This window comes from Cupriavidus basilensis, assembly GCF_000876015.1.
Classification (GTDB): Bacteria; Pseudomonadota; Gammaproteobacteria; order Burkholderiales; family Burkholderiaceae; genus Cupriavidus; species Cupriavidus basilensis_B.
This window is the reverse complement of record NZ_BBQM01000023.1, coordinates 138,346-160,219: the sequence shown is the minus strand read 5'-3', so window position 1 is coordinate 160,219 and position 21,874 is coordinate 138,346. Positions and strand designations below refer to the sequence as shown.

At 68.2% G+C, this 21,874-nt stretch carries 24 protein-coding genes and 1 pseudogene; 10 read left to right on the top strand and 15 right to left on the bottom strand.

Features of this window, described 5'->3' with window-relative positions; genetic code table 11:
• Positions 1-29: 29 nt before the first annotated feature.
• Positions 30-188, bottom strand: coding sequence for a helix-turn-helix domain-containing protein (locus tag KF708C_RS37085; protein ID WP_370552855.1), 159 nt, complete (start codon positions 186-188; stop codon positions 30-32).
• A 289-nt stretch (positions 189-477) separates the two neighbouring features.
• On the opposite strand from KF708C_RS37085, the gene KF708C_RS25460 reads away from it, so the two are divergent.
• The gene (locus KF708C_RS25460) at positions 478-1,212 is read left to right on the top strand and encodes a glutathione S-transferase family protein (RefSeq protein ID WP_081651290.1); all 735 of its coding nucleotides are present in this window, start codon (positions 478-480) and stop codon (positions 1,210-1,212) included.
• Between the two features lie 53 nt (positions 1,213-1,265).
• A complete protein-coding gene (locus KF708C_RS25455) occupies positions 1,266-2,216 on the top strand; it encodes a LysR family transcriptional regulator (protein ID WP_020200705.1) in 951 nt (316 codons plus the stop codon).
• Positions 2,217-2,248: 32 nt separating this feature from the next.
• Here KF708C_RS25455 and KF708C_RS35935 read toward each other — a convergent pair whose 3' ends face one another.
• On the bottom strand, positions 2,249-2,443 hold the full coding sequence (locus tag KF708C_RS35935; RefSeq protein WP_156173947.1) for a hypothetical protein: 195 nt from the start codon (positions 2,441-2,443) through the stop codon (positions 2,249-2,251).
• Between the two features lie 291 nt (positions 2,444-2,734).
• Between KF708C_RS35935 and KF708C_RS25445 the strand changes: the two genes are divergently transcribed.
• Together KF708C_RS25445 and KF708C_RS25440 are read left to right on the top strand one after the other, a co-directional pair.
• The gene (locus KF708C_RS25445; protein ID WP_059413701.1) at positions 2,735-3,286 is read left to right on the top strand and encodes a methylated-DNA--[protein]-cysteine S-methyltransferase; all 552 of its coding nucleotides are present in this window, start codon (positions 2,735-2,737) and stop codon (positions 3,284-3,286) included.
• A gap of 1 nt (position 3,287) precedes the next feature.
• Positions 3,288-3,577 (top strand): annotated as a pseudogene (locus KF708C_RS25440) (Ada metal-binding domain-containing protein).
• Between the two features lie 2 nt (positions 3,578-3,579).
• Here KF708C_RS25440 and KF708C_RS25435 read toward each other — a convergent pair.
• On the bottom strand, positions 3,580-4,038 hold the full coding sequence (locus KF708C_RS25435; RefSeq protein ID WP_020200701.1) for an Rrf2 family transcriptional regulator: 459 nt from the start codon (positions 4,036-4,038) through the stop codon (positions 3,580-3,582).
• Between the two features lie 260 nt (positions 4,039-4,298).
• Between KF708C_RS25435 and KF708C_RS25430 the strand changes: the two genes are divergently transcribed.
• Positions 4,299-5,366 carry an alkene reductase gene (locus KF708C_RS25430; protein WP_059413697.1) on the top strand — a complete coding sequence of 356 codons (1,068 nt, stop codon included), beginning with the start codon at positions 4,299-4,301 and terminating at the stop codon, positions 5,364-5,366.
• Positions 5,367-5,396: 30 nt separating this feature from the next.
• Here KF708C_RS25430 and hpaI read toward each other — a convergent pair whose 3' ends face one another.
• The 6 genes from hpaI to KF708C_RS25400 form a co-directional block, all read right to left on the bottom strand.
• Positions 5,397-6,191: a 4-hydroxy-2-oxoheptanedioate aldolase gene (hpaI, locus tag KF708C_RS25425; protein ID WP_059413696.1), complete on the bottom strand. Its 795-nt coding sequence runs from the start codon at positions 6,189-6,191 to the stop codon at positions 5,397-5,399.
• 17 nt (positions 6,192-6,208) lie between these two features.
• Positions 6,209-7,015: a 2-oxo-hept-4-ene-1,7-dioate hydratase gene (gene hpaH / locus KF708C_RS25420; protein WP_020200698.1), complete on the bottom strand. Its 807-nt coding sequence runs from the start codon at positions 7,013-7,015 to the stop codon at positions 6,209-6,211.
• Positions 7,012-7,896, bottom strand: coding sequence for a fumarylacetoacetate hydrolase family protein (locus KF708C_RS25415; protein WP_059413693.1), 885 nt, complete (start codon positions 7,894-7,896; stop codon positions 7,012-7,014). Before KF708C_RS25415 ends, hpaH begins: the two co-directional genes overlap by 4 nt.
• A complete protein-coding gene (locus KF708C_RS25410; RefSeq protein ID WP_020423628.1) occupies positions 7,893-8,780 on the bottom strand; it encodes an amidohydrolase family protein in 888 nt (295 codons plus the stop codon). Before KF708C_RS25410 ends, KF708C_RS25415 begins: the two co-directional genes overlap by 4 nt.
• A gap of 117 nt (positions 8,781-8,897) precedes the next feature.
• A complete protein-coding gene (locus KF708C_RS25405; protein WP_059413691.1) occupies positions 8,898-9,305 on the bottom strand; it encodes a RidA family protein in 408 nt (135 codons plus the stop codon).
• Positions 9,302-10,288: a Bug family tripartite tricarboxylate transporter substrate binding protein gene (locus KF708C_RS25400; RefSeq protein WP_020200694.1), complete on the bottom strand. Its 987-nt coding sequence runs from the start codon at positions 10,286-10,288 to the stop codon at positions 9,302-9,304. Before KF708C_RS25400 ends, KF708C_RS25405 begins: the two co-directional genes overlap by 4 nt.
• A 200-nt stretch (positions 10,289-10,488) precedes the next feature.
• Here KF708C_RS25400 and KF708C_RS25395 point away from each other — a divergent pair, with 200 nt between their 5' ends.
• Together KF708C_RS25395 and KF708C_RS25390 are read left to right on the top strand one after the other, a co-directional pair.
• Positions 10,489-11,127: a flavin reductase family protein gene (locus KF708C_RS25395; RefSeq protein ID WP_059413689.1), complete on the top strand. Its 639-nt coding sequence runs from the start codon at positions 10,489-10,491 to the stop codon at positions 11,125-11,127.
• 49 nt (positions 11,128-11,176) lie between these two features.
• Complete coding sequence (locus tag KF708C_RS25390; RefSeq protein ID WP_059413897.1) at positions 11,177-11,989, top strand: IclR family transcriptional regulator; 813 nt, start codon at positions 11,177-11,179, stop codon at positions 11,987-11,989.
• A 100-nt stretch (positions 11,990-12,089) separates the two neighbouring features.
• Here KF708C_RS25390 and KF708C_RS25385 read toward each other — a convergent pair whose 3' ends face one another.
• The 3 genes from KF708C_RS25385 to KF708C_RS25375 form a co-directional block, all read right to left on the bottom strand.
• A complete protein-coding gene (locus KF708C_RS25385; protein WP_059413687.1) occupies positions 12,090-12,872 on the bottom strand; it encodes a molybdopterin-dependent oxidoreductase in 783 nt (260 codons plus the stop codon).
• Between the two features lie 92 nt (positions 12,873-12,964).
• Positions 12,965-13,591, bottom strand: coding sequence for a cytochrome b/b6 domain-containing protein (locus KF708C_RS25380; protein WP_020200690.1), 627 nt, complete (start codon positions 13,589-13,591; stop codon positions 12,965-12,967).
• A 72-nt stretch (positions 13,592-13,663) separates the two neighbouring features.
• Entirely contained in the window at positions 13,664-13,936 is a 273-nt protein-coding gene (locus KF708C_RS25375) for a pentapeptide MXKDX repeat protein (protein ID WP_059413685.1), read from the bottom strand.
• Between the two features lie 275 nt (positions 13,937-14,211).
• Here KF708C_RS25375 and KF708C_RS25370 point away from each other — a divergent pair, with 275 nt between their 5' ends.
• The 3 genes from KF708C_RS25370 to KF708C_RS25360 all read left to right on the top strand — a co-directional run bounded on the left by KF708C_RS25370 (position 14,212) and on the right by KF708C_RS25360 (position 17,412).
• Positions 14,212-14,784: a sigma-70 family RNA polymerase sigma factor gene (locus tag KF708C_RS25370; protein WP_059413683.1), complete on the top strand. Its 573-nt coding sequence runs from the start codon at positions 14,212-14,214 to the stop codon at positions 14,782-14,784.
• Positions 14,781-15,422: a DUF1109 domain-containing protein gene (locus tag KF708C_RS25365; RefSeq protein WP_059413681.1), complete on the top strand. Its 642-nt coding sequence runs from the start codon at positions 14,781-14,783 to the stop codon at positions 15,420-15,422. The genes KF708C_RS25370 and KF708C_RS25365 overlap by 4 nt, the downstream gene beginning before the upstream one ends.
• 247 nt (positions 15,423-15,669) lie before the next feature.
• Positions 15,670-17,412, top strand: coding sequence for an ATP-binding cassette domain-containing protein (locus KF708C_RS25360; RefSeq protein ID WP_197090426.1), 1,743 nt, complete (start codon positions 15,670-15,672; stop codon positions 17,410-17,412).
• 158 nt (positions 17,413-17,570) lie between these two features.
• Here the strand turns inward: KF708C_RS25360 and KF708C_RS25355 are convergent, their stop codons facing one another.
• From KF708C_RS25355 to KF708C_RS25345, 3 genes are all read right to left on the bottom strand, one after another.
• Positions 17,571-19,892 (bottom strand): TonB-dependent receptor family protein, encoded by a 2,322-nt coding sequence (locus KF708C_RS25355; protein WP_059413679.1) that lies wholly within the window; start codon positions 19,890-19,892, stop codon positions 17,571-17,573.
• 229 nt (positions 19,893-20,121) lie between these two features.
• Complete coding sequence (locus KF708C_RS25350) at positions 20,122-21,126, bottom strand: DUF4880 domain-containing protein (protein ID WP_059413677.1); 1,005 nt, start codon at positions 21,124-21,126, stop codon at positions 20,122-20,124.
• Between the two features lie 19 nt (positions 21,127-21,145).
• Positions 21,146-21,634: a sigma-70 family RNA polymerase sigma factor gene (locus tag KF708C_RS25345; RefSeq protein ID WP_029043115.1), complete on the bottom strand. Its 489-nt coding sequence runs from the start codon at positions 21,632-21,634 to the stop codon at positions 21,146-21,148.
• Positions 21,635-21,874 lie beyond the last annotated feature (240 nt).

Sequence of the window (21,874 nt, the reverse complement as noted above, 5' to 3'; positions counted from 1 at the left end):
TCCGACCGTGGTGTCCGGCGGCGCGCCGCTCACTTGCGCTGTCCGGCACGCCACGCCGTCGGGAAGACGCCCGCGATCCTCCTGAACATCTCCGAGAATCCCGTCGCCGATCCGAAGCCGCACAGGCGCGCGATCTCGGCGACCGAGTCATCTGCGGCGTCCTGAATAAGGCCGGGGCCACTATCCACCGGGATGGAGGATGTTTCCACCCGGCGGCATTTATCTCCATTGCCCGCTCACTTACACTGCGACGCAGTTGAAGCGTTGCCCGCCAGGCCGCGGGCGACGGGCGGCAATGCCGCGCGCGGGCGGCGCCCGGCGCTTTTTTTCGCCGGCGCGCCGAATACGCGCCGGCACCGACTCCCCAGGTCCGTCATCCGTCTCGTCCCCCGCAACTCCAGCGGGTCAGGGGCCGTGCCTCGCACGCCGCCCGTCTCCCGATTTTCCGCCGCAAGGTCCCGCAAAAAGGTGATTCACATGAAAGTACACGACATAACCGGTTTTCCCAATCCGGCACGCATCCGCATCGCATTGGCCGAGAAGGGAATGGAATCGCAGGTGGAATTCGTTCGCGTCAATCTCTACGGCGCGGAACATCAGCAGGGCGCGTTTCGGGAGAAGAATCCGACCTCGACCGTCCCCGTGCTCGAACTCGACGACGGCACGTTCATCTCGGAGTGCATCGCGATCACCGAATACCTCGACAATCTCGACGGCAATCCCATCCTCACCGGACGCACCGCGCGCGAGAAAGCCGTCATCCACATGATGCAGAAGCGCGCCGACGATCAGCTGATCAATGGGATAGGCGTATTCTTCCACCATTCGACGCCCGGCCTCGGCAAGGCCAACGAAGCGTTCAAGAGCGCCGACTGGGCTTTCAGGAAGCAGTGGGGCGACAAGCACGGAGAACGCGCGATGGCGGGCATGCGGTACTTCGACGGCGTGCTGCGCACGCAGCCCTACGTGGCCGGCGAGCAGTTCTCGGTCGCGGACATCACCGTATGGGCCGCGCTGATGCACGGCGACTACGCGGGGCTCGCGGTCCCGGCGGATCACACCGCGCTGCTCGAATGGCGCGCCCGCGTCGGCGAGCGTCCGAGCGTGAAGAACCGCAGCGGGCAGGACCTGATCGCCGAGGACCTGCCGTACCTGGAGCCGCTGATCGCCTACCTGAACGGCAAGGCGGAGCCGGCCGCGGCCGCCGGCTGAACGCCGGCGCGGGGGCGGTGACGCGATGACGCAATGATGAAAAGGGGACTGGATTGAACAACCTGATGGCGATCCGCGTGTTCGCACGCGTCGTCGAGACGGGCGGCTTCACCAAGGCGGCGGACTCGCTCGGCATTCCGCTGGCCACCGCCAGCAAGATCATCCAGGACCTCGAAGCCGAGCTCAAGGTCAAGCTCCTGCGGCGCACCACGCGCATGGTCGCCGTCACGCCGGAGGGCGCCGCCTACTACGATCGCACCTTGCCCCTGCTGCATGCGCTGGACGAGGTCAATGCGTCATTCGGCGTGGAAAACGCCAGCCCGGCCGGGAAGATCCGGATCGGCGTGAGCGCCTCGCTGGCCAGCAGCTTCCTGATTCCGGTGCTGCCGGCGTTTCACGCGCGCTACCCGGACGTGGAGGTGGAACTGTGCGTGCGCGACGGCTTCACCGACATGATCCAGGAAGGCATCGACTGCACGGTGCGGGGCGGCCCGATGCGCGACGAGTCTCTCGTGGCCCGGGAAGTCGGCCGTGCGAGCTGGACCACGTGCGCGACGCCGGAATACATCGCGCGCCACGGCATGCCCGCCGACATCGCGGACCTCGGCCGGAATCACATCCTGGTGGGGTATATCTCGCAACGCACCGGCCGCGTCGCGCCGTCGCCGTTCGGCGTCGGCAGCGCGGCCACCGAAGTGCAGCCGAACGCCTTCCTGAGCGTCAACGAAGGCAACGCGCACCTGGCGGCGGGCCTGGCCGGCATCGGCATCATCCACCTCTTTTCCTTCAAGGTCCGGCCGTATATCGAGAGCGGCCGGCTGGTCGCCTTTCTCGAAGACTGGCGGCCGCCGCCGTATCCGCTGCACGTGGTCTACCCGCAGAACCGGCACCTGAGCCAGCGGCTGAGGATATTCATCGACTGGCTCGTCGAGGTGTTCGACGAACTGGACCCCGGCCAGAAGCAGAAGGCGAAGGCGGGCGCGGCGAGCAGGAAGAGGGGATGAGCGCATCATCCGGCGCGTCGTCCGGCCGCGGGTCAGGCTTCGTCGCGATGGTTTTTCTCGGCAGTGGCGACTTCCGTCCCGCGACCGGGCTGGCCGTTGTCGGACTCGATGCCGGCGCCAAGGCCGGCTTCCCATCCGGCACGGCGTTCCAGCGCGGCGAGCAGTTCCGGGCGCAGCCCGTCGCCGCGATGGGCTACGAGCGCATGCAGTGCGAGCAACGGCAGCATGATTGGACTCCCTCGGATCGGTGAACACGGGCCGGGAGCCGGAGCAGGATGCTTGAAGACGTATTCCGCGGCTCCCGGCGATTGCAGGCTATGGCAATCCGCCGGCGGGCGCTCGCCGTTTCTTGCTGTGAAATCCATTTGCCGCGCCGCGCCTTTTCGGTGGCGCCGCGCGCGCCGGAACCCGGCGCGGAATTCGACCGCAAGGAGCGGAGTTCGCGCAAACGGCGGGCTTTCTACACTGGCGTCATTGCAAGCGGGCAATGCCGTCCTGCTGCGAAGGAGGATCACATCATGCAACTGTTCCTGAGCAAGCTCGCGTCGCCGCTGGGCGAGATGCTGCTCGTCACCGATGCGCAGCAGGTCATCCGCGCGCTCGATTTTGCCGACCACAAGGCCCGTCTGCATCGCGGCCTGCGCGAGCACTATGGCGAGCCGGACCTGGCGGATGCCGCCGCGCCAGCGCAGATCGCCGGGGCCATCGCCAGCTATTTCGCCGGGCACCTCGACGCACTCGACGCCCTGCCGACGGCCACGGTCGGCTCCGGGCTGCAGCGCCAGGTCTGGGCCGCGCTGCGCCGCATTCCGGCCGGGACCACCACGACCTACGGCAAGCTGGCGAAAGACCTGGGCTTCGGCGATCTGCGCGCGGCCATCGACATCGGCGCGGCCAACGGCGCCAACCCGGTCGCCATCGTCGTGCCGTGCCACCGCGTGATCGCCAGCAACGGCGACCTCAAGGGCTATGCGTGGGGCCTGCACAGGAAGCGCTGGCTGCTCGAACACGAGAAGGCGATCCAGCCGCCGCCCGTGGTGCCCCGGACCCAGGCGCTGCCGGGGTTCTGACTTGAACGGCACGGTCGCGGCCGATGCCCGGACCTGGACCCTGATCGGCCGGGACGGCAGGCCATATGGGAGCCGCTCGGCGGCCATCGGCGCGGCCGGATCTATGGCCGCCTCGACTGCCGCACTGCCTTGCGGGCCGTCGCCCGTGGCGGCTATGTGAAGCACCGCGTGTTCTTCGCCGACGAAGCCACGGCGCTCGCTGCGGGCTACCGGCCCTGCGCCGTCTGCCTGCCCGAGCGGTATGCGCAGTGGAAGGCCAGCGTAACGGCTGGCGGGCGCGCGTGGCCGTGACTTCAGCGGCGCCGTTTCTGTGATGGCGATGATGGCGATGCCAGCGTGTCCGCGAGCACCGCTTCGATCGTCGTGGCGGCAAGCGTCCTGCGAACGCTGTCGTCGATCGACGCATAGACGTGGCCCAGCGCCGGGCCGATGCCGCGTCCGATTGGGCACGCCTGGCTGGGCCTGGAAGGGTGCAGTGCGAAGTGCGCGCCTTCTTCCAGCGCATCGAAGACGTCGAGCAGGCTGATGGCGTCCGCGCCGCGGGCCAGGCGCCATCCCGCGTTGGCGCCGCGATAACTCTCGACCAGGCCGGCTTTCGCCAGCAGCCCGAGCGTGCGGCGGATCACCACCGGGTTGGTATTGACGCTGGCGGCGATCCGGTCCGACGTGACCGGTTCAGGATGGTTCCGCGCGACGAGCGCCATCCACGCGAGGATGTGGGTCGCCACGGTCAGGCGGCTGTTGGCGCTCATGGCAGGCCTGTGATAGTCGGTTTGGTTGTAACCATATTCGTTACGGCATGGGTTGTCAATCCGGCTCGCCGGCAGCGAACGTTCACGACGAAAGACTTGTGCCGGCGGCGCGGATGGTTTATGTTGTAACCGATATTGTTACATCGAAGGCGGCGCGGCGATACCAGCGGGCCTTGCGACGTGCCATAGCCAGCCGAAACCGAGCCACCGCTCCTTTCTTCTTCCATGCCCTGTTCCACACCGAAACGAGAAACCCGCAGATGTCCTCACTCTTCGATCCCGTCCAGATCGGCGCGCTGAAGCTGCCGAACCGCATCATCATGGCGCCGCTCACGCGCATGCGCGCGTTCGCCGAGCGCAGCCCGGGCCCCATCAACGCGCGGCACTACGCGCTGCGCGCGAGCGCCGGACTCGTCATTTCCGAAGCGACTTCGGTCACGCCCCAGGGCGTCGGTTATCCCAACACGCCGGGCATCTGGACCGAGAAGCAGATTGCCGGCTGGCAAGAGGTGACGGCGGCGGTGCACGCCGCGGGCGGCCTGATCGTCTCGCAGCTGTGGCACGTCGGGCGCGTCTCCGATCCGGTCTACCATGACGGCCAGCCGCCGGTCGCCCCGAGCGCCATCGCGCCGGAAGGCCACGTCAACCGCGTGCGCCCGCAGCGCCCGTACACCGTGCCGCGCGCGCTGGAGACCGAGGAGATTCCCGGCATCGTCGAGGACTTCCGGGTCGGCGCCGAAAATGCCAAACGCGCGGGCTTCGACGGCGTCGAGCTGCACGCGGCAAACGGCTACCTGTTCGACCAGTTCCTGCACGACGGCTCCAACCAGCGCACCGACCGCTACGGCGGCACCATCGAGAACCGCGCGCGCTTCCTGCTGGAAGCCGTCGACGCGCTGCTCACGGTCTGGCCCGCGGACCGCGTCGGCGTGCACCTGAACCTGATGTCGAGCTCGTACTCCATGCGCGACTCGAACCCGCGCGCGCTGTTCACCTATGTCGCCGAGCAGCTCAACGCGCGCCACCTCGCCTTCATCTTCGCGCGCGAGTCGCTCGACCGCGGCGAGAACCGCATCGGCCGCGACGTGCGGCGCATCTTCAAGGGGGCCTACATCCTCAACGAAGGGCTGACGCGGGAAAGCGCGGAGGCCGCCATCGAACGCGGCGAGGCGGACGCGGCGGCGTTCGGGCGCCCGTTCATCGCCAACCCCGATCTGGTGGAGCGCTTCCGCCGCGGCGCGCCGCTCAACGCGGTCAACGCGGAGACGATCTACGCGGACGACGAAACGGGCTACAACGACTATCCGCTGCTGGACGAAGCGGTCTGAGCGGATGGCGTCTGCCGATGCCCCCGTGTTTCAGCAGACGCTAGCCGGACGTTCCTTGAACTTCGCCGCGGCGGCTTCGGCGCCGCGCGCGAGCATCACCATGTCGACCGCCACGGCGACGAACAGCGCGCCAAGCGCCAGGCATTCCCTGGCGCGCGCCTCGTCGACCATCAGGATGCCGGGCGCCTTTCCGCAGGCGGCAACGCGCCGGATGGCCCTGTCGATCTCGGCACGGACCGCGGGATGCGCCGGCTGGCCCGGATACCCCAGGCTCGCGGCGAGGTCCGCCGGGCCGATGAACACGCCGTCCACGCCGTCGACGCCGGCGATGGCTTCCAGGTTCTCCAGCGCCTGCGCGGTTTCCACCTGGACCAGCAGGCAGATCTCGTCGCCGCACTGCTGCATGTAGTCGCGGGTGCGCCCGAAGCGCGTGGCGCGCACCGTGGCGCCGCCGACGCCGCGAATGCCGAGCGGCGGATAGCGGACCGCCCGGACCGCGGCCGCCGCTTCCTCCGCCGTCTGCACATAGGGAACGAGCAGCGTCTGCGCGCCGATGTCGAGGAAGCGCTTGATCAGCACAGGGTCGTTCCAGGCCGGCCTTACCACTGCGGCAGTCTTGCGGTCCGGATCGGCGGCCACGGCCTGGAGCTGTTGCAGCACCATCGGCACGTCGTTGGGCGCATGCTCGGTATCCAGCATGATCCAGTCGAATCCCGCGCCGGCGAGGATCTCCGCGGTATAGTGGTTCGCCAGCGCCGACCAGATGCCGATCTGCGGTCGTCCCGCGCGCAGCGCCTGCTTGAAATGATTGGCGGCAATCGCCATTGCGGTGCTCCCCGAAGTCAACTGAAGTAGCACGAGACCGTGCCGAAGTCGCCATAGTCGGCGATGATCGTGTCGCCCTTCGCGACCTCCAGCGGGCGGATGAACGAGCCGGCGAGAATCACCTGGCCGGGCGCGAGCGCCACGCCGTAGCGGTGGAGCCGGTTGGCGAGCCACGCCACGCCATAGCCGGGATGATTGAGCACCCCGGCCGCCAGGCCGGTTTCCTCCACTTCGCCGTTCTTGCTGACGATGGCGCCGATGCGGCGCAGGTCGACGTCCTGCACGGCGGGGCGGAACGGGCGCCCGCCCAGCACGAGCGCCGCGTTGGCGGCGTTGTCGGAAATGGTGTCGAGCACGGTGCGCGTGCGCTGCGTCTGCGGGTCCACGCGCTGGATGCGCGCGTCCAGGATCTCCAGCGCCGGCGTGATGTAGGCGGTGGCGTCCAGCACGTCGAACAGCGTGCAGTCCGGGCCGGACAGCGGCTTGTCCAGCACGAACGCCAGCTCCGCCTCGATGCGCAGCTGCATGAAGCGCTCCGAAGGAATCGCCGCGCCGTCGCGGTAGAACATGTCGTCGAGAAGCACGCCGAAATCCGGCTCGCCGATGTTGACCGCCCGCTGCATGGCCTTGGAGGTCAGGCCGATCTTGTGTCCCTTGATGGTGCGGCCGTTCTCCTGCTTGAGGGCCATCCAGGCGTGCTGGATGGCGTAGGCGTCCTCTATGCGCATCTCGGGATAGTCGAGCGAGAACTGGCGGCAGGGCACGCGCGTGCGCTCCGCCTGTTCGAGCCGCAGCGCGGCGTCCTTGAGCTGCCCGGGCGTCATGGCCGCACCTCCTCGGCGCGCACGACGTTGGAGAGCACGCCGACGCCGGCGACCTCGACCTCGACCACGTCGCCCGCGACCAGGAAGCGCGGCGGGTCGAAGCGCACGCCGGCGCCGATCGGCGTGCCGGTGGCGATGATGTCGCCGGGATTGAGCGTGGCGAACTGCGACAGGTAGGCGATCAGCGCGTCGAACGGGAACATCAGGTTCGCCGTGGTGTCGTCCTGGCGCACTTCGCCGTTGACCCGGGTCGTCAGCCGGATGTCGCCGAAGTCCGGGAATTCGTCCGCGGTGACGATCCACGGGCCGATCGCGCCGGAAGCGTCGAAGTTCTTGCCCTGCGTCACGTTGAACTTGCCGTGATGCAGCCAGTCGCGGATGGTGCCCTCGTTGATGCAGGTCAGGCCCGCGACATGGGCGCGCGCCTCTGGCCTGGCGATGCGGCGCCCGGTCTTGCCGATGACGATGCCGATCTCGCCTTCGTAGTCGAGCTGCTTCGATTCCGGCGGCAGCAGCAGGGATTGCCCGTGACCGGCGAGCGAGGCCGGCGCGCGCATGAAGACGCTCGGATACCTGGGCAGGTCGCTGTTGTCCTTGTACTCCGCGTTGCGGTGCGCGTAGTTGACGCCGATGCAGAAGATCTTCTCGGGGTCCGGCACCGGCGGCAGCAGTTGCACCGACGACAGCCGGTGGTCGATGCGCGCTTCGGCCGCGGCTTGCCTGGCGCGCGCGAGCAGGGGTTCGCCGCCCGCGAGCAGTGCCTTGACCGAGTGGATGCCGGGCAGGCGGCGCGCGAGGTCGACCACGCCCGCGGCGGCGCCTTCGCCGACCACGGCGCCCCAGGAAATGCCGGTGCCCACGCTGAACGTTGCGAGTTTCATGCTTCGAATCCGAAGAAGTTGGCGGGATTGTCCACAAGGATCTTGTGGCGCACGGCGGCGTCCGGCGCGAAGCGATACAGCAGCTCCAGCAGCTCGCCCTCGTTCGGCGGCTGCTTGACGGAAACCGGATGGGGCCAGTCGCTGCCCCAGACGCAGCGGTCGGGCGCGGCCTCGATCAGCCTCTGGGCGAGCGGCACCACGTCGTCCCAGGGCGCGCCCGCGCGGGAGATCTTCTCGCTGAGCGAGAGCATGACCCAGTAGTTGCCGCGCGCGAGCCGCTCCAGGACGGCGGCGAGCGTCGGGTCCGCATCGCCCCTGGCGGGATCGGCGCGCCCCATGTGGTCGAGCAGGATCGGCACGTCGAGCTTGTCGTAGGCGGCCAGTTGCGCGGCGATGCCATCGGGCTCCGGCTGGAGCTTGACGTACCAGCCCAGCTCCCTGATGCGCGCGAAGGCCTTGTCCTGTTCGGCCGCGCTCATGCTGATGCCGAGACCGGCCCGCGTAAAGCGCGCGCCGCGCACGCCGGCGTCGTGCAGCCGCGCCAGATAGGCGTCGTCGCATTCGGTCAGCACGGCGGCGTTGGCGCATCCGAGGTAGGTGCGCGGTCCGGTGGCGGGGTTGAGATGCGCCAGCGCGTCCAGCACGACGGCGTGGTCGGCGCCGTAGGTGGTTGCCTGCACGATGACGCCGCGGCCGATGCCGAGCGTGCGATGCAGCCGCTGGGCAACCTGCCATGTCGCGCTCGGCATCTCGTAGGCCGCGCCGGGCCGCACCGGAAAGCGCTCGCGCGGGCCGAACACGTGGAACTGGCTGTCGCAACTGCGCGCGGGCGGCAAGGGCACGGGCGCGCGCGGATTCGGATCGAAGGGAAGATAGTCTGGCATGTCTGCTGGGTGGAAATGTGGGCCGGCTTCGGTGAAGAAGCCGTCTTCGTGGAACTGGCCTGGCGCGCGCCACGCGCTCACGTGGCCACGCGCTCATGCGCTCATGCGCTCATGCGCTCACGCAATGTAGGCCGTGAAGTCGCATTCGATCAGCTTTCCCATGTCGAGGTCGGCTTGCATCGTGTGCCGCGCCGGGCGCGATTCCGGATCGGGGAACATCTCCAGCCAGGGCTTGTTGAGCGCCGGGCGCTGGTTGCGGTCCTGCATCCAGACCGTGAGCTTGACGATGTCGCCGGTGGTGCCGCCGGCCGCCTCGACGATGCGCCTGACGTTGGCCAGCATGTACTCGCATTGCGCCTCGATGGTCTGCGCCGGTTTCCCCGTGGCCGGATCGTTGCCCTGGATGCTCCCGCTCATGAGCAGCGGGCCGATGCGGCAGCCGGCGGGAATCGGGTTCTTGTGGCTGAACCCGGCCACGTAGACGCTGGCGCGGCGCGCCGGGGAGGCCGGCGCTTCCGCACTCATTCCGCGGTGATGTTGGCTTGCTTGATCAGCGGTGTCCATCGCTTGTCCTCATTGGTCAGGAATTGCTTGAATTGCTCCGGCGTGCTGCCGCGCGCTTGCGCGCCCAGCGCTTCGAACTTGCCCTGCACGTCCTTGTCGGCAAGGATCTGCCGCAGCGCGCCGGACAGTTTCTGCACGATGTCCTGCGGCGTGCCGGCCGGCGCGAGCAGGCCGGTGAAGGTTTCCACCGTCATGTCGGGGAAGCCGGACTCCTGGAAGGTCGGCACGTTGGGCAACTGCGGCAGGCGCTTCGCGGAGCCCACGGCGAGGGCGCGCGTGCGGCCCTGCTGGATGAAGGGCAGCGCGACGGAAAGCTGGTCGAAGTTGAACTGGACCTGGCCGCCGAGCAGGTCGGTCGTCGCCGGCGCGTTGCCCTTGTAGTGCACGGTGATCCAGTGCGCGCCGGTCTTGTGCTGCAGGTATTCGCTCGCCAGGTGGTTCTGCGTGCCGGCGCCGGGCGAGGCCATCGTCAGGTCGTTGCCGGGTTTCCTGGCGGCGGCGATCAGCTCGCCGACGGTCTTGAACGGCACCGCGTTGTTGACCTGCAGGATCACGGGCGTGAACGACACCGAGCTGACGGGAATGAAGTCCTTCTTCCAGTCGTAGTTGTTCTTCCTGTAGATCATGGGCGAGAACAGGATCGGGCCGTTGGCGCCCAGGAACAGCGTATAGCCGTCGGGCCGCGCTCTCGCCACCGCTTCCGCGGCGATCATGCCGCCGGCGCCGGGCTTGTTGTCGACCAGGAACGGCTGCTTGAAGATCTCCTGCAGTTTCGCGCCGATGATGCGGCCGGCCGAGTCCACGTTGCCGCCCGGCGGATAGGGCACCACCACGCGGACCGGCTTGTCCGGCCATGCCTGCGCCAGTATCGGTGAAGCGAGGGAAGCCAGGATTGCGGCAACGGCGGCCCTGGCCGCGCTGCGCGCAAATTGCGCTTTGGTCATAGTGTCTCCGTTATGTCATCTGTTTGCCGGACGCTTCGATCCGGCCTGTGACAGCCTCACTTTACAAATCGGAGCGGATCTGCTGCAATGCAAAAACACCCAGATAGTCCATAAAGTGGACTATCGGCGCATTGCGGGTTTCCGGCGCCACGGCCGCGTGGGCAGAATGGCCCCATTCCAACCCGAATGCAGGAGACAAGATGCAAGTCCTCGCCGAATCGCTCTCGCCGGAAGCCACCTACCGTCTGATGAGCGGGGTCGTCGTGCCCCGCCCCATTGCCTGGATCACCTCGCAATCGCCCGCGGGCGTGGTCAACCTCGCGCCTTTCTCGTGCTTTACGTTCGTCTCGAACAAGCCGCCGCTGATCGGCGTCAACATCGGGCGCAAGGCCGGCGTGCGCAAGGACACCGGAGCCAACATCCACGCGAGCGGCGAGTTCGTGATCAACATCGGCGATGCCACGCAACTGCAGGCGATCCACCTGAGCAGCGAGGAACATCCCGCCGACGTGAGCGAGGTCGAAGTCCTCGGCCTGGCCACCGCGGCGTCCACCCTCATTCGCACGCCGCGCCTGGCCGACGTTCCCGTCAGCATGGAATGCAGGCTGGAGCGCGTCATCGAGTTCGGCGAGACCGGCGCCGAATTCGTCGTCGGCGAGGTCCTGGCGTTTCATATCCGCGACGACCTGTACCAGGACGGCAAGGTCGACACGCGCGGGCTGAATCCGGTGTGCCGCATCGGCGGCCCCAACTACGCGAGCCTGGGCGAGATCGTGACGCTGCGCGCGGTGGCGCAGACGGCGAAGTCGGTCATGAGCGGGAATGGCCAGGCGGGCTAGCGCGGCGGCATCGGCGGCCGTGGCAACCGGCGACGGCGGCAACCGGAACATGGAGACCGAGGTGGTCGACGTGGCGGAAAAGGGCAGGGGCTCCGAGGGAGCGCAGAGCATCCGCCGCGCGCTTGCCATCCTGCGGATCGTCGCCGCGGGACAGGAACGCGGCGTGCGCCTGATCGACGTGGTGACGAGCACGGGACTGAGCCAGCCCACCGTCCACCGGATTCTGCGCGTGCTGATCGAAGAGGGCGCGGCCGAGCAGAATCCGAAGACACGCCGCTACGCGATCGGCAACGAAGTCACGCTGCTGGGGCTGGCCCGCGTGGCCCGCTTTCCGCTGCGCGCGGCGGCCGAGCCATACCTGCAATACCTGAGCGAGACCCTGGGCGACACCATCTTCCTGACGATCGCGAATGGCGACGACTCCGTCTGCATCGGACGCTGGCCGGGCAGCTATCCGGTCAAGGTGCTGTCGATCGACGTCGGCGCGCGGCGCCCGCTCGGCGCCGGCGTAAGCGGGCTGGTGCTGCTGTCGTCCCGGACCGACAGCGAGATTCAGGCCATCGTCCAGCGCAACGCGAGGCGGCTGGCCGCCCTGAAGGTCGATCCCGCCGCGCTGATCGAGCGCGCGCACGAGGTCCGCGAACAGGGCTACAGCTATACCGCCAAGGGCGTGGTGCTAGGCTCGAGAGCGGTAGCCGTGCCGGTCTACGACGGCACCGGCGCCGTCGTCGCCGGGATCGCGCTGGCCACCATCACGGCGCGCCTGCCCGCCAGCCGGCTCTCGCCGGTGATTCAGGAAATGCAGAAGCAGGCGGAACTGCTGCGGCAACGCATCGCGGAGATCGGGCGCTCGCGCATCTGAGCCGCGCTCCGGCCACGGAAGGTCACGGAAGATGCTGGCCGGCATCGCGGGCGGGCTGGCGGTCTCGACGGCGCGCGGCGGGGCTGGCGGCGGCTGGTTTTCACGAACCGCCGAACCAGTTGTAGCCCTGGTCCACCCAATACCCGCCCGGATAGGTATTGGTCACGAACAGTTCCATGATGTGCTTGGGGTTCTTGTAGCCGAGCTTGGTCGGCATCCGCAGCTTCATCGGGTAGCCATACTTGGGCGGCAGGCGCTCGCCGTCGTAGGTGAAGGTCAGCAGGGTCTGCGGATGCAGCGCCGTGGCCATGTCGATGCTTTCGTAATAGTCGTCCGCGCATCTGAAGCCCACGTATTTCGCCGTGGGGTCCGCGCCGATGCGCCGGAGAAATCCCGCGAACGGCGTGCCGCCCCAGCGCCCGATGGCGCTCCAGCCCTCCACGCAGATATGCCGGGTGATCTGCTCGGCCTTGGGCAATGCGTAGAGCGCGTCGAGCGTCCAGTTGCGCTTGTCCTGCACCAGGCCGCCGACCTTGAGCCGGAAGTCGTCGCCGTTCACCACGGTCACTTCGTCGATGCCGTAGAACGCATTGAACGGAAACGGGCGCGTGATCTGCGCTTCGGTGTAGGTGGGCGCAAGCCGGTTCGGGTCGAACAGCCAGCCCTGCACCCTGTCGTTGACGCGCGAGACGCGCGTGAGGAAGGTCTCGACCGATGCCTCGTCGCTCAGGCTGCAGCCGGTGAGCATGGCGAGGCCGCCGAGCGTGAGGAGGCGCTTGCCGAACAGCCGGCGCGCGGGCTGGTCGAGTTCGCGGCGCACGTCGATGATCAGCGACGCGCGGTCGATCGCCGCGCGCTTCGGCCCTGGAGGTTTCGGGTTCACGGTTCGGGCTCCTGTGTCCTGGGTGGCGATGCGGTGATGCGGTGATGCGGTGATGCGGTGATGGGGCGATGGGACGATGTGGCGATGGGGCGTCAGCGTCCGCGAATCATCGTCAGCAGGCTGCGCGGCACCAGCGCCACCATCACCAGATGCACGACGACGAAGGCGGCCAGCAGCGACATGGCGCAGAAATGGACCACGCGCGCGAAGTCGTAGCCGCCCATGAGCTCGCGCAGCAGCGGAAACTGCACCGGCTTCCAGATCGCGATGCCCGACAGCACCAGCACGAGCAGCACGGCCATCACGAACAGGTAGGCCAGCTTCTGCACCGCGTTGTACCGGCTCGGGTCGGCGTGGGAGAGATGGCCCTTCAGCGCGGCCGCGAGATCGCGCAGCACGGCACGCGGCGTCACTGGAAAGAACTTCCTGGCGAGCCGTCCCGTGACGATGTTCATGGCCAGGTAGAACAGCCCGTTGAAGAACAGCAGCCACATGGCCGCGAAGTGCCATTGCAGCGCGCCGCCTAGCCAGCCGCCCAGGGTGATGCCGTCTGCAAAGCGAAAGCCCGGAAAAACCGGCGAAGCGTTGTAGATGCGCCAGCCCGACAGCAGCATCACCACCGCGGCCAGCGCGTTGAGCCAGTGCGCAATGCGCACCCAGCCGGGCTGGATCACGTGCGGGGCGGAGGGCGGGGCGATCGCGTGAGGAGCGGTTTCCATCTCGGTCTCCAGAGTCCGGGCGCCGCGCGAGGCCTGTCCCCGCGGCACCCGGTCCAGCCTGTTGGTCCTGCCTTACTTGCCGGCGCCGCCGGACATGGCGTCGCCGTCCTTGCCCATCTTGTCGTGCGGCTTCGACTTGCCCATCTTGTCCTTGTGCATGGCGTCCTTCGACATCGCGTCCTTGGCCATGCCATCCTTCGACATGGCATCCTTGGACATCGCGTCCTTCGACATGCCTTCCTTGGACATCGCGTCCTTGGCCATCGAGCCGCCGGTCTGGGCGAATGCCGGGGCGCCGCCCATCAGGAAGGCGGCGGAAAACACGGCGATTGCGATCTTGTTCATTCGTAACTCCTCATTGTGGTGACATCGGCCGGGACTGCCCCGGCCTCCGGAACGTCGCGCCGGCCAAAGGGGGTGGCCGGGGCCAGATTCACACGCTGTCGTGTGCGTCTGAAGGGGAATTCGCCGCCGGCGCGCGGGCGGTTACAGCCGGCGGAAATTTTTTCGCGGGCACGCCGTCCGGCCATTTCCTGGTGAAGCGCCTCGCACCACACACGACGGCAAGTGCGGCGTAGAATTCGGGCAAATCAACCGGCCCGGTGTAACCAACGCGAGCGATGGACCGAACTACAGACCAGGGAGCACTGCAAAGGCGCGAGGCGCACCTGCAGTCTCTCTTCGCGAACGGTCTGGCGGGCGATCAGGCCGCCTACGCGCGCTTCCTGGCCGAGCTGGCCACGTTGCTGCGCGGTTATCTGCGCAACCGGCTGCGGCGGCAGCCCGAAGACGTCGAGGATCTGACACAGGAGGTCCTGCTGGCCGTGCACAACGCACGGCACACCTACCTGCCGGGCCAGCCGCTGACGGCGTGGGTGCACGCCATCGCGCGCTACAAGCTGGCGGACCACTTCCGCGCGCACGCGCGCCACGACGCGCTGAACGATCCGCTGGACGAAGCGCACGACCTGCTGGCCGCCCCCGATCTCGAACCGGCGCAGGCCCGGCGGGACCTGAACGTGCTGCTCGACGCGCTGCCCGACAAGCAGCGCCTGCCGATCGTGCACGTCAAGCTGGAGGGGCTCTCGGTCAGCGAGGCCGCGCGCATGACCGGCTTGTCGGAGTCGGCGGTGAAGGTGGGGGTGCACCGCGGGCTGAAGGCGCTCGCGGCGAAGATGCGAGGAACGCGATGAAAACGGACGACCTGATTTCCATGCTCGCCACCGGCGTCACGCCGGTGGAGCGGCACCCGCTCGCGCGCCGCTTCGGCACCGCGATCGCCGCGGGCGCCGCGATCGCGGCCGTCCTGGTCGCCGCCACGTTCCACGTTCGCGCCGACCTTGCCGAGGTCGCGGCCACGCCGCTGTTCTGGGCGAAGGTGGCGCTGCCGTTCTCGCTGCTGCTGGGCGCGCTGTGGATGGCCACCCGGCTGGCGCGGCCCGGCGTGGCGCCGGGCGCCAGCTGGCTCGGCATCGGCGTGCCGTTCGCGTCGATCTGGCTGGCCGCGCTGTACGTGGCCGCGCGGACGCCGGACGGCGAGCGGATGGCGGCGGTATTGGGGCAGACCTGGCGGGTCTGCCCGTTCAACATCGTCATGCTGTCCGTGCCGGTGTTCATCGCCGTGTTCTGGGCGCTGCGCGGCCTGGCCCCGACGCGGCTGGCGCTGACCGGCGCCGTGGGCGGCCTGCTGTCCGGCGCGGTGGCCACGCTGGCCTACTGCCTGCACTGTCCCGAGATGGGCGTGGCGTTCTGGGGCGTCTGGTACGTGCTCGGCATGCTGCTGCCCACGGCGATCGGCGCGCTGCTCGGGCCGCGGTTGCTGCGCTGGTGAGCGGGCGGCGGCGCCGGCCGGGCGCTGTCGGGCTTTGCGCAGATCATCGCATCGCATGACGGCCGCCGGCGTGGCGGGAAGCGGATACCGCTAAGATACGGATGTTCTTGGCAAGGTATCCGCACATGACTACGTTAGCCGGTCGCCCCAACACAGCAGTCATCGTCATCGGTCTCGGCGGGGTCGTCGAATCCGTCGACGCCGGTTTCGCGCTCCGCGCTTCCTGACGCGAAGGCATGACGACCGCATGACGGCTTCCGATTCCACCACCCAGCCTCCCGCCATCGGCCTCGGCAGCGCGGCGCGCGACCTCTATCGCGCGCTCTGGCGCCACGCGCACGGCGTCCGGGCCCACATGCTCGGCGCGGCCGGCCTGCTGTCGGCGGCGCAGTTGCTGCGGCTGACCATGCCGTGGCTGGCGGCGCAGGCGATCAACGCGCTGCAGCGGGACAGCATGGAGACGGCCGGGCGCTGGATCCTCTACCTCATCGGCATCTATCTGTTGTCGTGGCTGCTCCACGGCCCGGGCCGGGTGCTGGAGCGCAACGTCGGCGTGCGCGTGCGCGAGCGGCTGGCCGACCAGCTTTATGCGCGCATCGCGGCGGCGCCGCTGGCGTGGCGCGACGGCCGCCATTCGGGCGAACTGCAGCACCGCGTGGTGCAGTCCAGCCGGGCGCTGTCCGACTTCGCGCAGAACCAGTTCGGCTACCTGCAGAGCGCCTTCAACTTCGTCGGCCCGCTGGTCGCGCTGGCCTTGCTGTCGCGCACCAGCGGCGTGATCGCGGTGAGCGGCTACATGGTCATCGCGCTCATCATCCTGCGCTTCGACCGCGCGCTGATGCAGCTTGCGCGCGCCGAGAACGACGCGGAGCGCCACTATGCCGCCGCGCTGCTCGACTTCATCGGCAATGCCGGCACCGTGATCGGCCTGCGGCTGCAAGCCGCCTCGCGCAAGCTGCTGGACCGCCGCATGGCGGCCGTGATGGCGCCGCTGCGGCGCGCGGTCATGGTCAACGAAGGCAAGTGGTTTACCGTGGACCTGCTCGGCATGGGGCTGACCTGGATCCTGGTGGTGGTCTACGTGCTGCAGTCGCGCCAGCCGGGGCAGGCGGTGCTGCTGGGCACGATCTTCATGATCTACCAGTACGCGCAGCAGGCCGCGTCGGTGGTCGGGGCGATGGCCTCGAACTTCCAGAGCTTCGCGCGCATGCACACCGACTACGGCAGCGCCGGTCCGATCTGGGAAGTGCGCTGCGATCCGGATGCGCCGGTGCCCGCCGTGGTGCCCGACGCGCCCTGGCACACGCTGGAGCTGCATGGCGCCACCTGGCGCCACGGCGACGACGCGCGCGGCGGCCTGCATGGCATCGACCTGCTGCTGCGGCGTGGCGCGCGCGTCGCGCTCATCGGCCCGAGCGGCGGCGGCAAGAGCACGCTGCTGCGTTTGCTCGCCGGCCTCTACCGCCCGCAGCACGGCGAACTCCGGCGCGACGGCGCTGCCCAGGACTGGACCGAACTGCGCACGCTCGCCACGCTGATCCCGCAGGAAGCCGAAGTGTTCGAAGCCAGCGTGCGGGAGAATCTCACCTTCGGCGAGCCGGCCGACGCGGCGGCGCTGGACGCCGCGGTACACACGGGCGTGTTCGACGAGGTGCTGCAGCGCCTTCCCGAGGGCCTCGCCAGCGCGCTCAGCGAGCGTGGCGCCAACCTCTCCGGCGGCCAGCGGCAGCGGCTGGCACTGGCCCGCGGCGCGCTGGCGGCGCAGGGAAGTTCGCTGCTGCTGCTCGACGAGCCGACCAGCGCGCTCGACCCGCAGGCCGAAGGCCGGGTGTTCGATCGCATGTTCGCCGCGTTCCCGGCGGCATGCATCGTGGCTTCGGTGCATCGGCCGGGCTTGCTCGCGCGGTTCGACACGATTGTCGTGGTGGAGGCCGGGCGCGTGGTCGATGCGGGGCCGCGGGACGAGGTGCTTGCCAGGCGCGCGGGATGACTGGCGGGACGACTGGCGAGGCAAGCGGGATGCGCATTGAGCGCAGCCCGGTCGTCCACACCGCATCAAGCGCGCATCTGGACATCCTGTACTGACACCACGTGGAGCGGCGGGGCCGCAATCCATGCCGGAACCGAACGTCCCCGCGTATGTTCCGCTCAGTAAGCCAGCCGCGCCTGGATGTACACCATGCGGGGCGCGCCGACCATGCGGCCGCCGTTGGTGTCGACATTGCGCGAGTAATAGCGCCGGTCGAACAGGTTGTTGATGCCGAAGGCGAGATCGCTGCCTTTCCTGCCCGGAATCTTGTAGTTCACCTGCGCGTTCCACACGCTGAAGCCAGGCACCCGGCCATTGGTTGCGTCGGCTGATTCCTGCACGGTGTTGGCCGTGTCGGCGTATTGGCTGCTCTGCACCGTGGCAAACACGTTGAGCGCCCAGTTCTGCCTGGTGTAGCGTCCGCCCCATGTCGCCGTCTGGCGCGAGTAGAACGGCACGTCCTTGCCGTCGAAGTCGCCCGACTTCTGAATCGCGCGCACATAAGTGTAGTTGGCGTACAGGTTCAGGCCGGCGAGAAGACTCGCCTTGTCGAAGTCGTAGTCGATGGCGAATTCCACGCCGTTGTGGTTTGTCGCGCCCAGGTTGCGGAACACGGCGGGGTTGGTGCCGGGAATCGAGAGGATCTGGTTGTCGAAGCGCAGGTCGAAGGCCGTCAGTTCGGAGTGGACCTGTTCGCCGGCGAAGCGCGCGCCGACCTCCACCGTCTTGGCGACTTCCGGCTTCAGCGGATTCGCCGCCGACATCGAGTTCAACTGCGTGTACTGCACGGCGCCGAACGACGTGCTGTACGAGGTGTAGAGCGTGAGCTTGTCGTTGACGAGGTAGGCGACGTTCAACGAGGGCAGCCCACGGCTATTGCCGACGTCGAAGGGGGTGTCGTTGGTGGTCCCGCTCGGTTGCCGGTCGCTGCTGATTTTCTCGTAGCGGATGCCGGGCGTGACGCGCCAGCGCCCGTAGGCGATCCGGTCGTCCAGATAGACCGAGTGCGCGTTGGTCCCGTTGTCGAAGACCTGCGACGGGCCGACCTGGAGCCCGGTGGCCAGCGACGTGGCGTAGCGCGTGTCGGTGCCGCTCTCGTGGACATAGCGGTAGCCGACCGTGAAGTCGTGCGTGGTGGGGCCGAACTGCAGGCGCTGCGTGTAGCGCGGCTCGATGCCCAGCACCCGGTTGTCGCGCGGCTGGAAGTCGTTGCGGCCCTGGTCCGGGTTGATCAGGGAGCTCTTGCGCGAGCTCTCGTAGTAGTAGCTGCGGATCTCGAATTCCTGCGTGTCGGAGATCGAGTTGACGTAGCCGATGTCGACCTGCTCGCGCTTGCCCCGCCAGGAGTCGGTGGGGTGGGTATTCTGGAACGGATTCTGCCGGTACTGCGCCGCGGTCAGGCCGCCCGGCGTCATCGACTTGACGTCGTAGTGCGAGAGCTTGCCGTAGACCTCGGAGGTCGGGCTGATGGCGTAGCGCCATTTCAGTGCCACGTCGTTGTAGTTGTCGTGGCTGCCGTCCCGCCACTGCTCGCCGTCCAGGCCCGAATAGAGCAGCGCCACGCCGAAGCCGTTGTCCATCTGCGTGCCGGCGAACGCGCTGTACTGCTTGTTGGATCCGCCGTGGCTGTAGATGTTGTAGCGCGCGGACCCGTCCGCGGTCAGGCCCGGCGCGTTGGGAATCGCGCGGGTCTTGAAGTTGATGATGCCGCCGACGTTCTGCGGGCCGTAGCGCACGGCGCCGCCACCGCGGACGACGTCGATCGAGTCGAGATTCCCCATGCTGACCGGCGACATGACCAGGTTGGGCTGGCCGTAGGGCGCCATGGCCAGGGGAATGCCGTCGATCAGCATGGTGGAGCGGAACGAGTTGCGGGGGTTCAACCCGCGAATCCCGACGTGCAGGCCGACCGAGCTGCCGGTGGCGCTGGTGCTGCCGCTGATTTGCACGCCCGGGATGCGGCGCAGCACATCGGAGATGTTCGACGCGCCGCTGTTGACGATCTCATCGCGTTTCACCAGCGTGCGGGCGCCGCCGAACGTCTGCACGCTGTTTTCCAGGCCGGTGCCAAGCCAGTCGCCGCTGACGGTGATGGCTTCGAGGGTGGAGACATCGGATTGGGGATTGGCCTCGGCGGCCGCCTGCGCGCGGGCGGCTCCGTTTGCCGGAGCCTGGCCGGCCTGGATCACGAAACCTTCGCGAGCTTGCGGTACGGCCCGCAGGCCGGTGCCAGCCAGCAGCGCCGCCAGGCCCTCGGCCGCCGTGTACCGGCCCTGCACGCCCTTCGTGGTCAAGTGCGCCGCATCCTCGGGGCGGAAAGACACCGTGATGCCGGCGTCCCTGGCGAATGCCGAGAGCGCGTCCGCGAGCGGGCCGGCGGCAATCCGATAGTCCCGGGTTTCCTGCGCGGCGGCCTGCGCATGCGCCTGCGGCGCGTGCATCGCGGTACCGGCCGTGATGCAGGCTGCAATTGCCGTCAGCGCGAAACGCCCGACGGTTTTTTTCCTGACGCGGCGTGCTCCGGCTGCGCTCCCAATGGCTTCAAAATGCGACGGCACCACTTCGTTTCCTCTCTGTGTACTTCGTTGACGCCCTGTATGCCGAACGACCGGGGCAAAAGGGGACACGAAGTCGGGCAGGAAACGAAAAAAATCCGGGCGTCCTCCCCGCTCACCGGGTATTGGATGTCACCGTGACCCAGTACGCGGTGCGTCGGACGATCCGCACGGGAAGCGTCTCGCCGATGATGTCGAGGATGTGGTCGGTATCCCCGAGCACGAACATGCCGGAGACCCGGAGGCTCGCTACCTCCGGCTCGCAGCGCAGGATCCCCGGGCGGTAGCGCGCCAGCTCCCGCAGGAAGGCGTCGAGCCGCGCGTTGTCCGCCTGCAGCATGCCTTTGGTCCAGCTTGGCGCGGCGGCGGACGGCTGGCCGGGAGGCTGCCGCGGGGACTCCGCCGCGTCGAAGGCCTGGTCCGAGAAGACGACGGTTTCACCCGCGCCGACGATCCTGCGCGAGCCGCTCGACTTCAACGTGATTTCGACGCGATGCTCCAGCACGGTCAACGCGGTCACGTCCTTGTCGCCCCGCGCCAGTTCCCTCACCACGAACCGCGTACCCAGCGCGCGCAGGCGGCCCTGCCTGGTTTCCACCAGAAACGGCCGTGACGGGCTTCGGAGATCGGCGGCGGTCTCTATATAGATCTCTCCTTGCCGCAATTGCAGCACGCGAGCCTCGTCGGAATAGCGCACCGCGATGTCGGTCGAGGTATTGAGCTGCACCAGGCTGCGATCGGCCAGGGCGACGCGCCGGTTCTCGCCCACGGCCGCGCGGTAGACGTCGCCGGTTTCGCCGCGCCACAGGCTGGCGCCCAGCCATCCGGCCGGCGCCACCACGCCCAGGATCGCGAGCGTCTTCACCACGGCACGCCGGTTGACCGTGCCCTGGCGCGTGAGGACGGGCACGCCGAGCGCGGGAGATACCGCCCCGAACTTCGCGCTCAGCTTCTCGGCGCGCTCCCAGGCCCGTTCGTGATCCGGGCTGGCGCGGCGCCAGCGTTCAAACGCTTCATGGTCCGCGGGACCCGCTTCCCCGGAATGGAGGCGCACCAGCCAGCCCGCGGCCTCGCGGATGACGGCAGGGTCCAGCGCGGTGGTGGAATCGGGGGCGGGCACGGCAGGTCAGCGCATCAAATCAGCACATCAGCGTCAGGCACAACGTAAAGCCCTGCGCCATGTAGCGCTTGACGGTGCGGTCGCTCAGCCTGGTGCGATCGGCGATCTGCTTGTAGGTGAGGCCCTCGAGCTGCGACAGCACGAAGACTTCGCGGGCCTTGGGGGCCAGCTCGGCGAGCATGGCGTCCAGATGCTGCAGCTCTTGCTGCATGGATACCAGATTCTCGGGGGACACGGCCATCTCGACGGGCAGCGCGGCCAGCGCTTCCAGCCAGGCTTCCTCGAGGGAGCGCCGGCGCCAGTGGTCGTTCAGCAAGCCGCGGGCGATGGTGGTCAGGAAGGCGCGCGGCTCGCCGATGCCGGGGACTTCGTCCGGCCGGCGGAGCAACCGCAGGAAGGTGTCGTGCGCCAGATCCACGGCTTCGTCGCGGCAATCGAGCCGGCGGCGCAACCATTGGCAAAGCCAGTCATGGTTGTTCTCGTACAGAACTCGAATGGTGGTGGACATGGTCGTTGACCGGAGACACGGTGCTGAGCGCTGGATAATATCGAGAATTGTTCTTATTTGCAATACGGGGCCGGGGCGATTTGCCGGGACGATTCGGAGCGCTGCCCCGTGCTGGCCGCTCCCCGGCATGGTCGGAGCGGCACTCACCCCATCTGATGGTATTTACATATTGACATATCTCAATATGTAAATTAGAGTGAAAACACAGCGCATATGGATGGCGCTAGCTTCCTGGGCCCG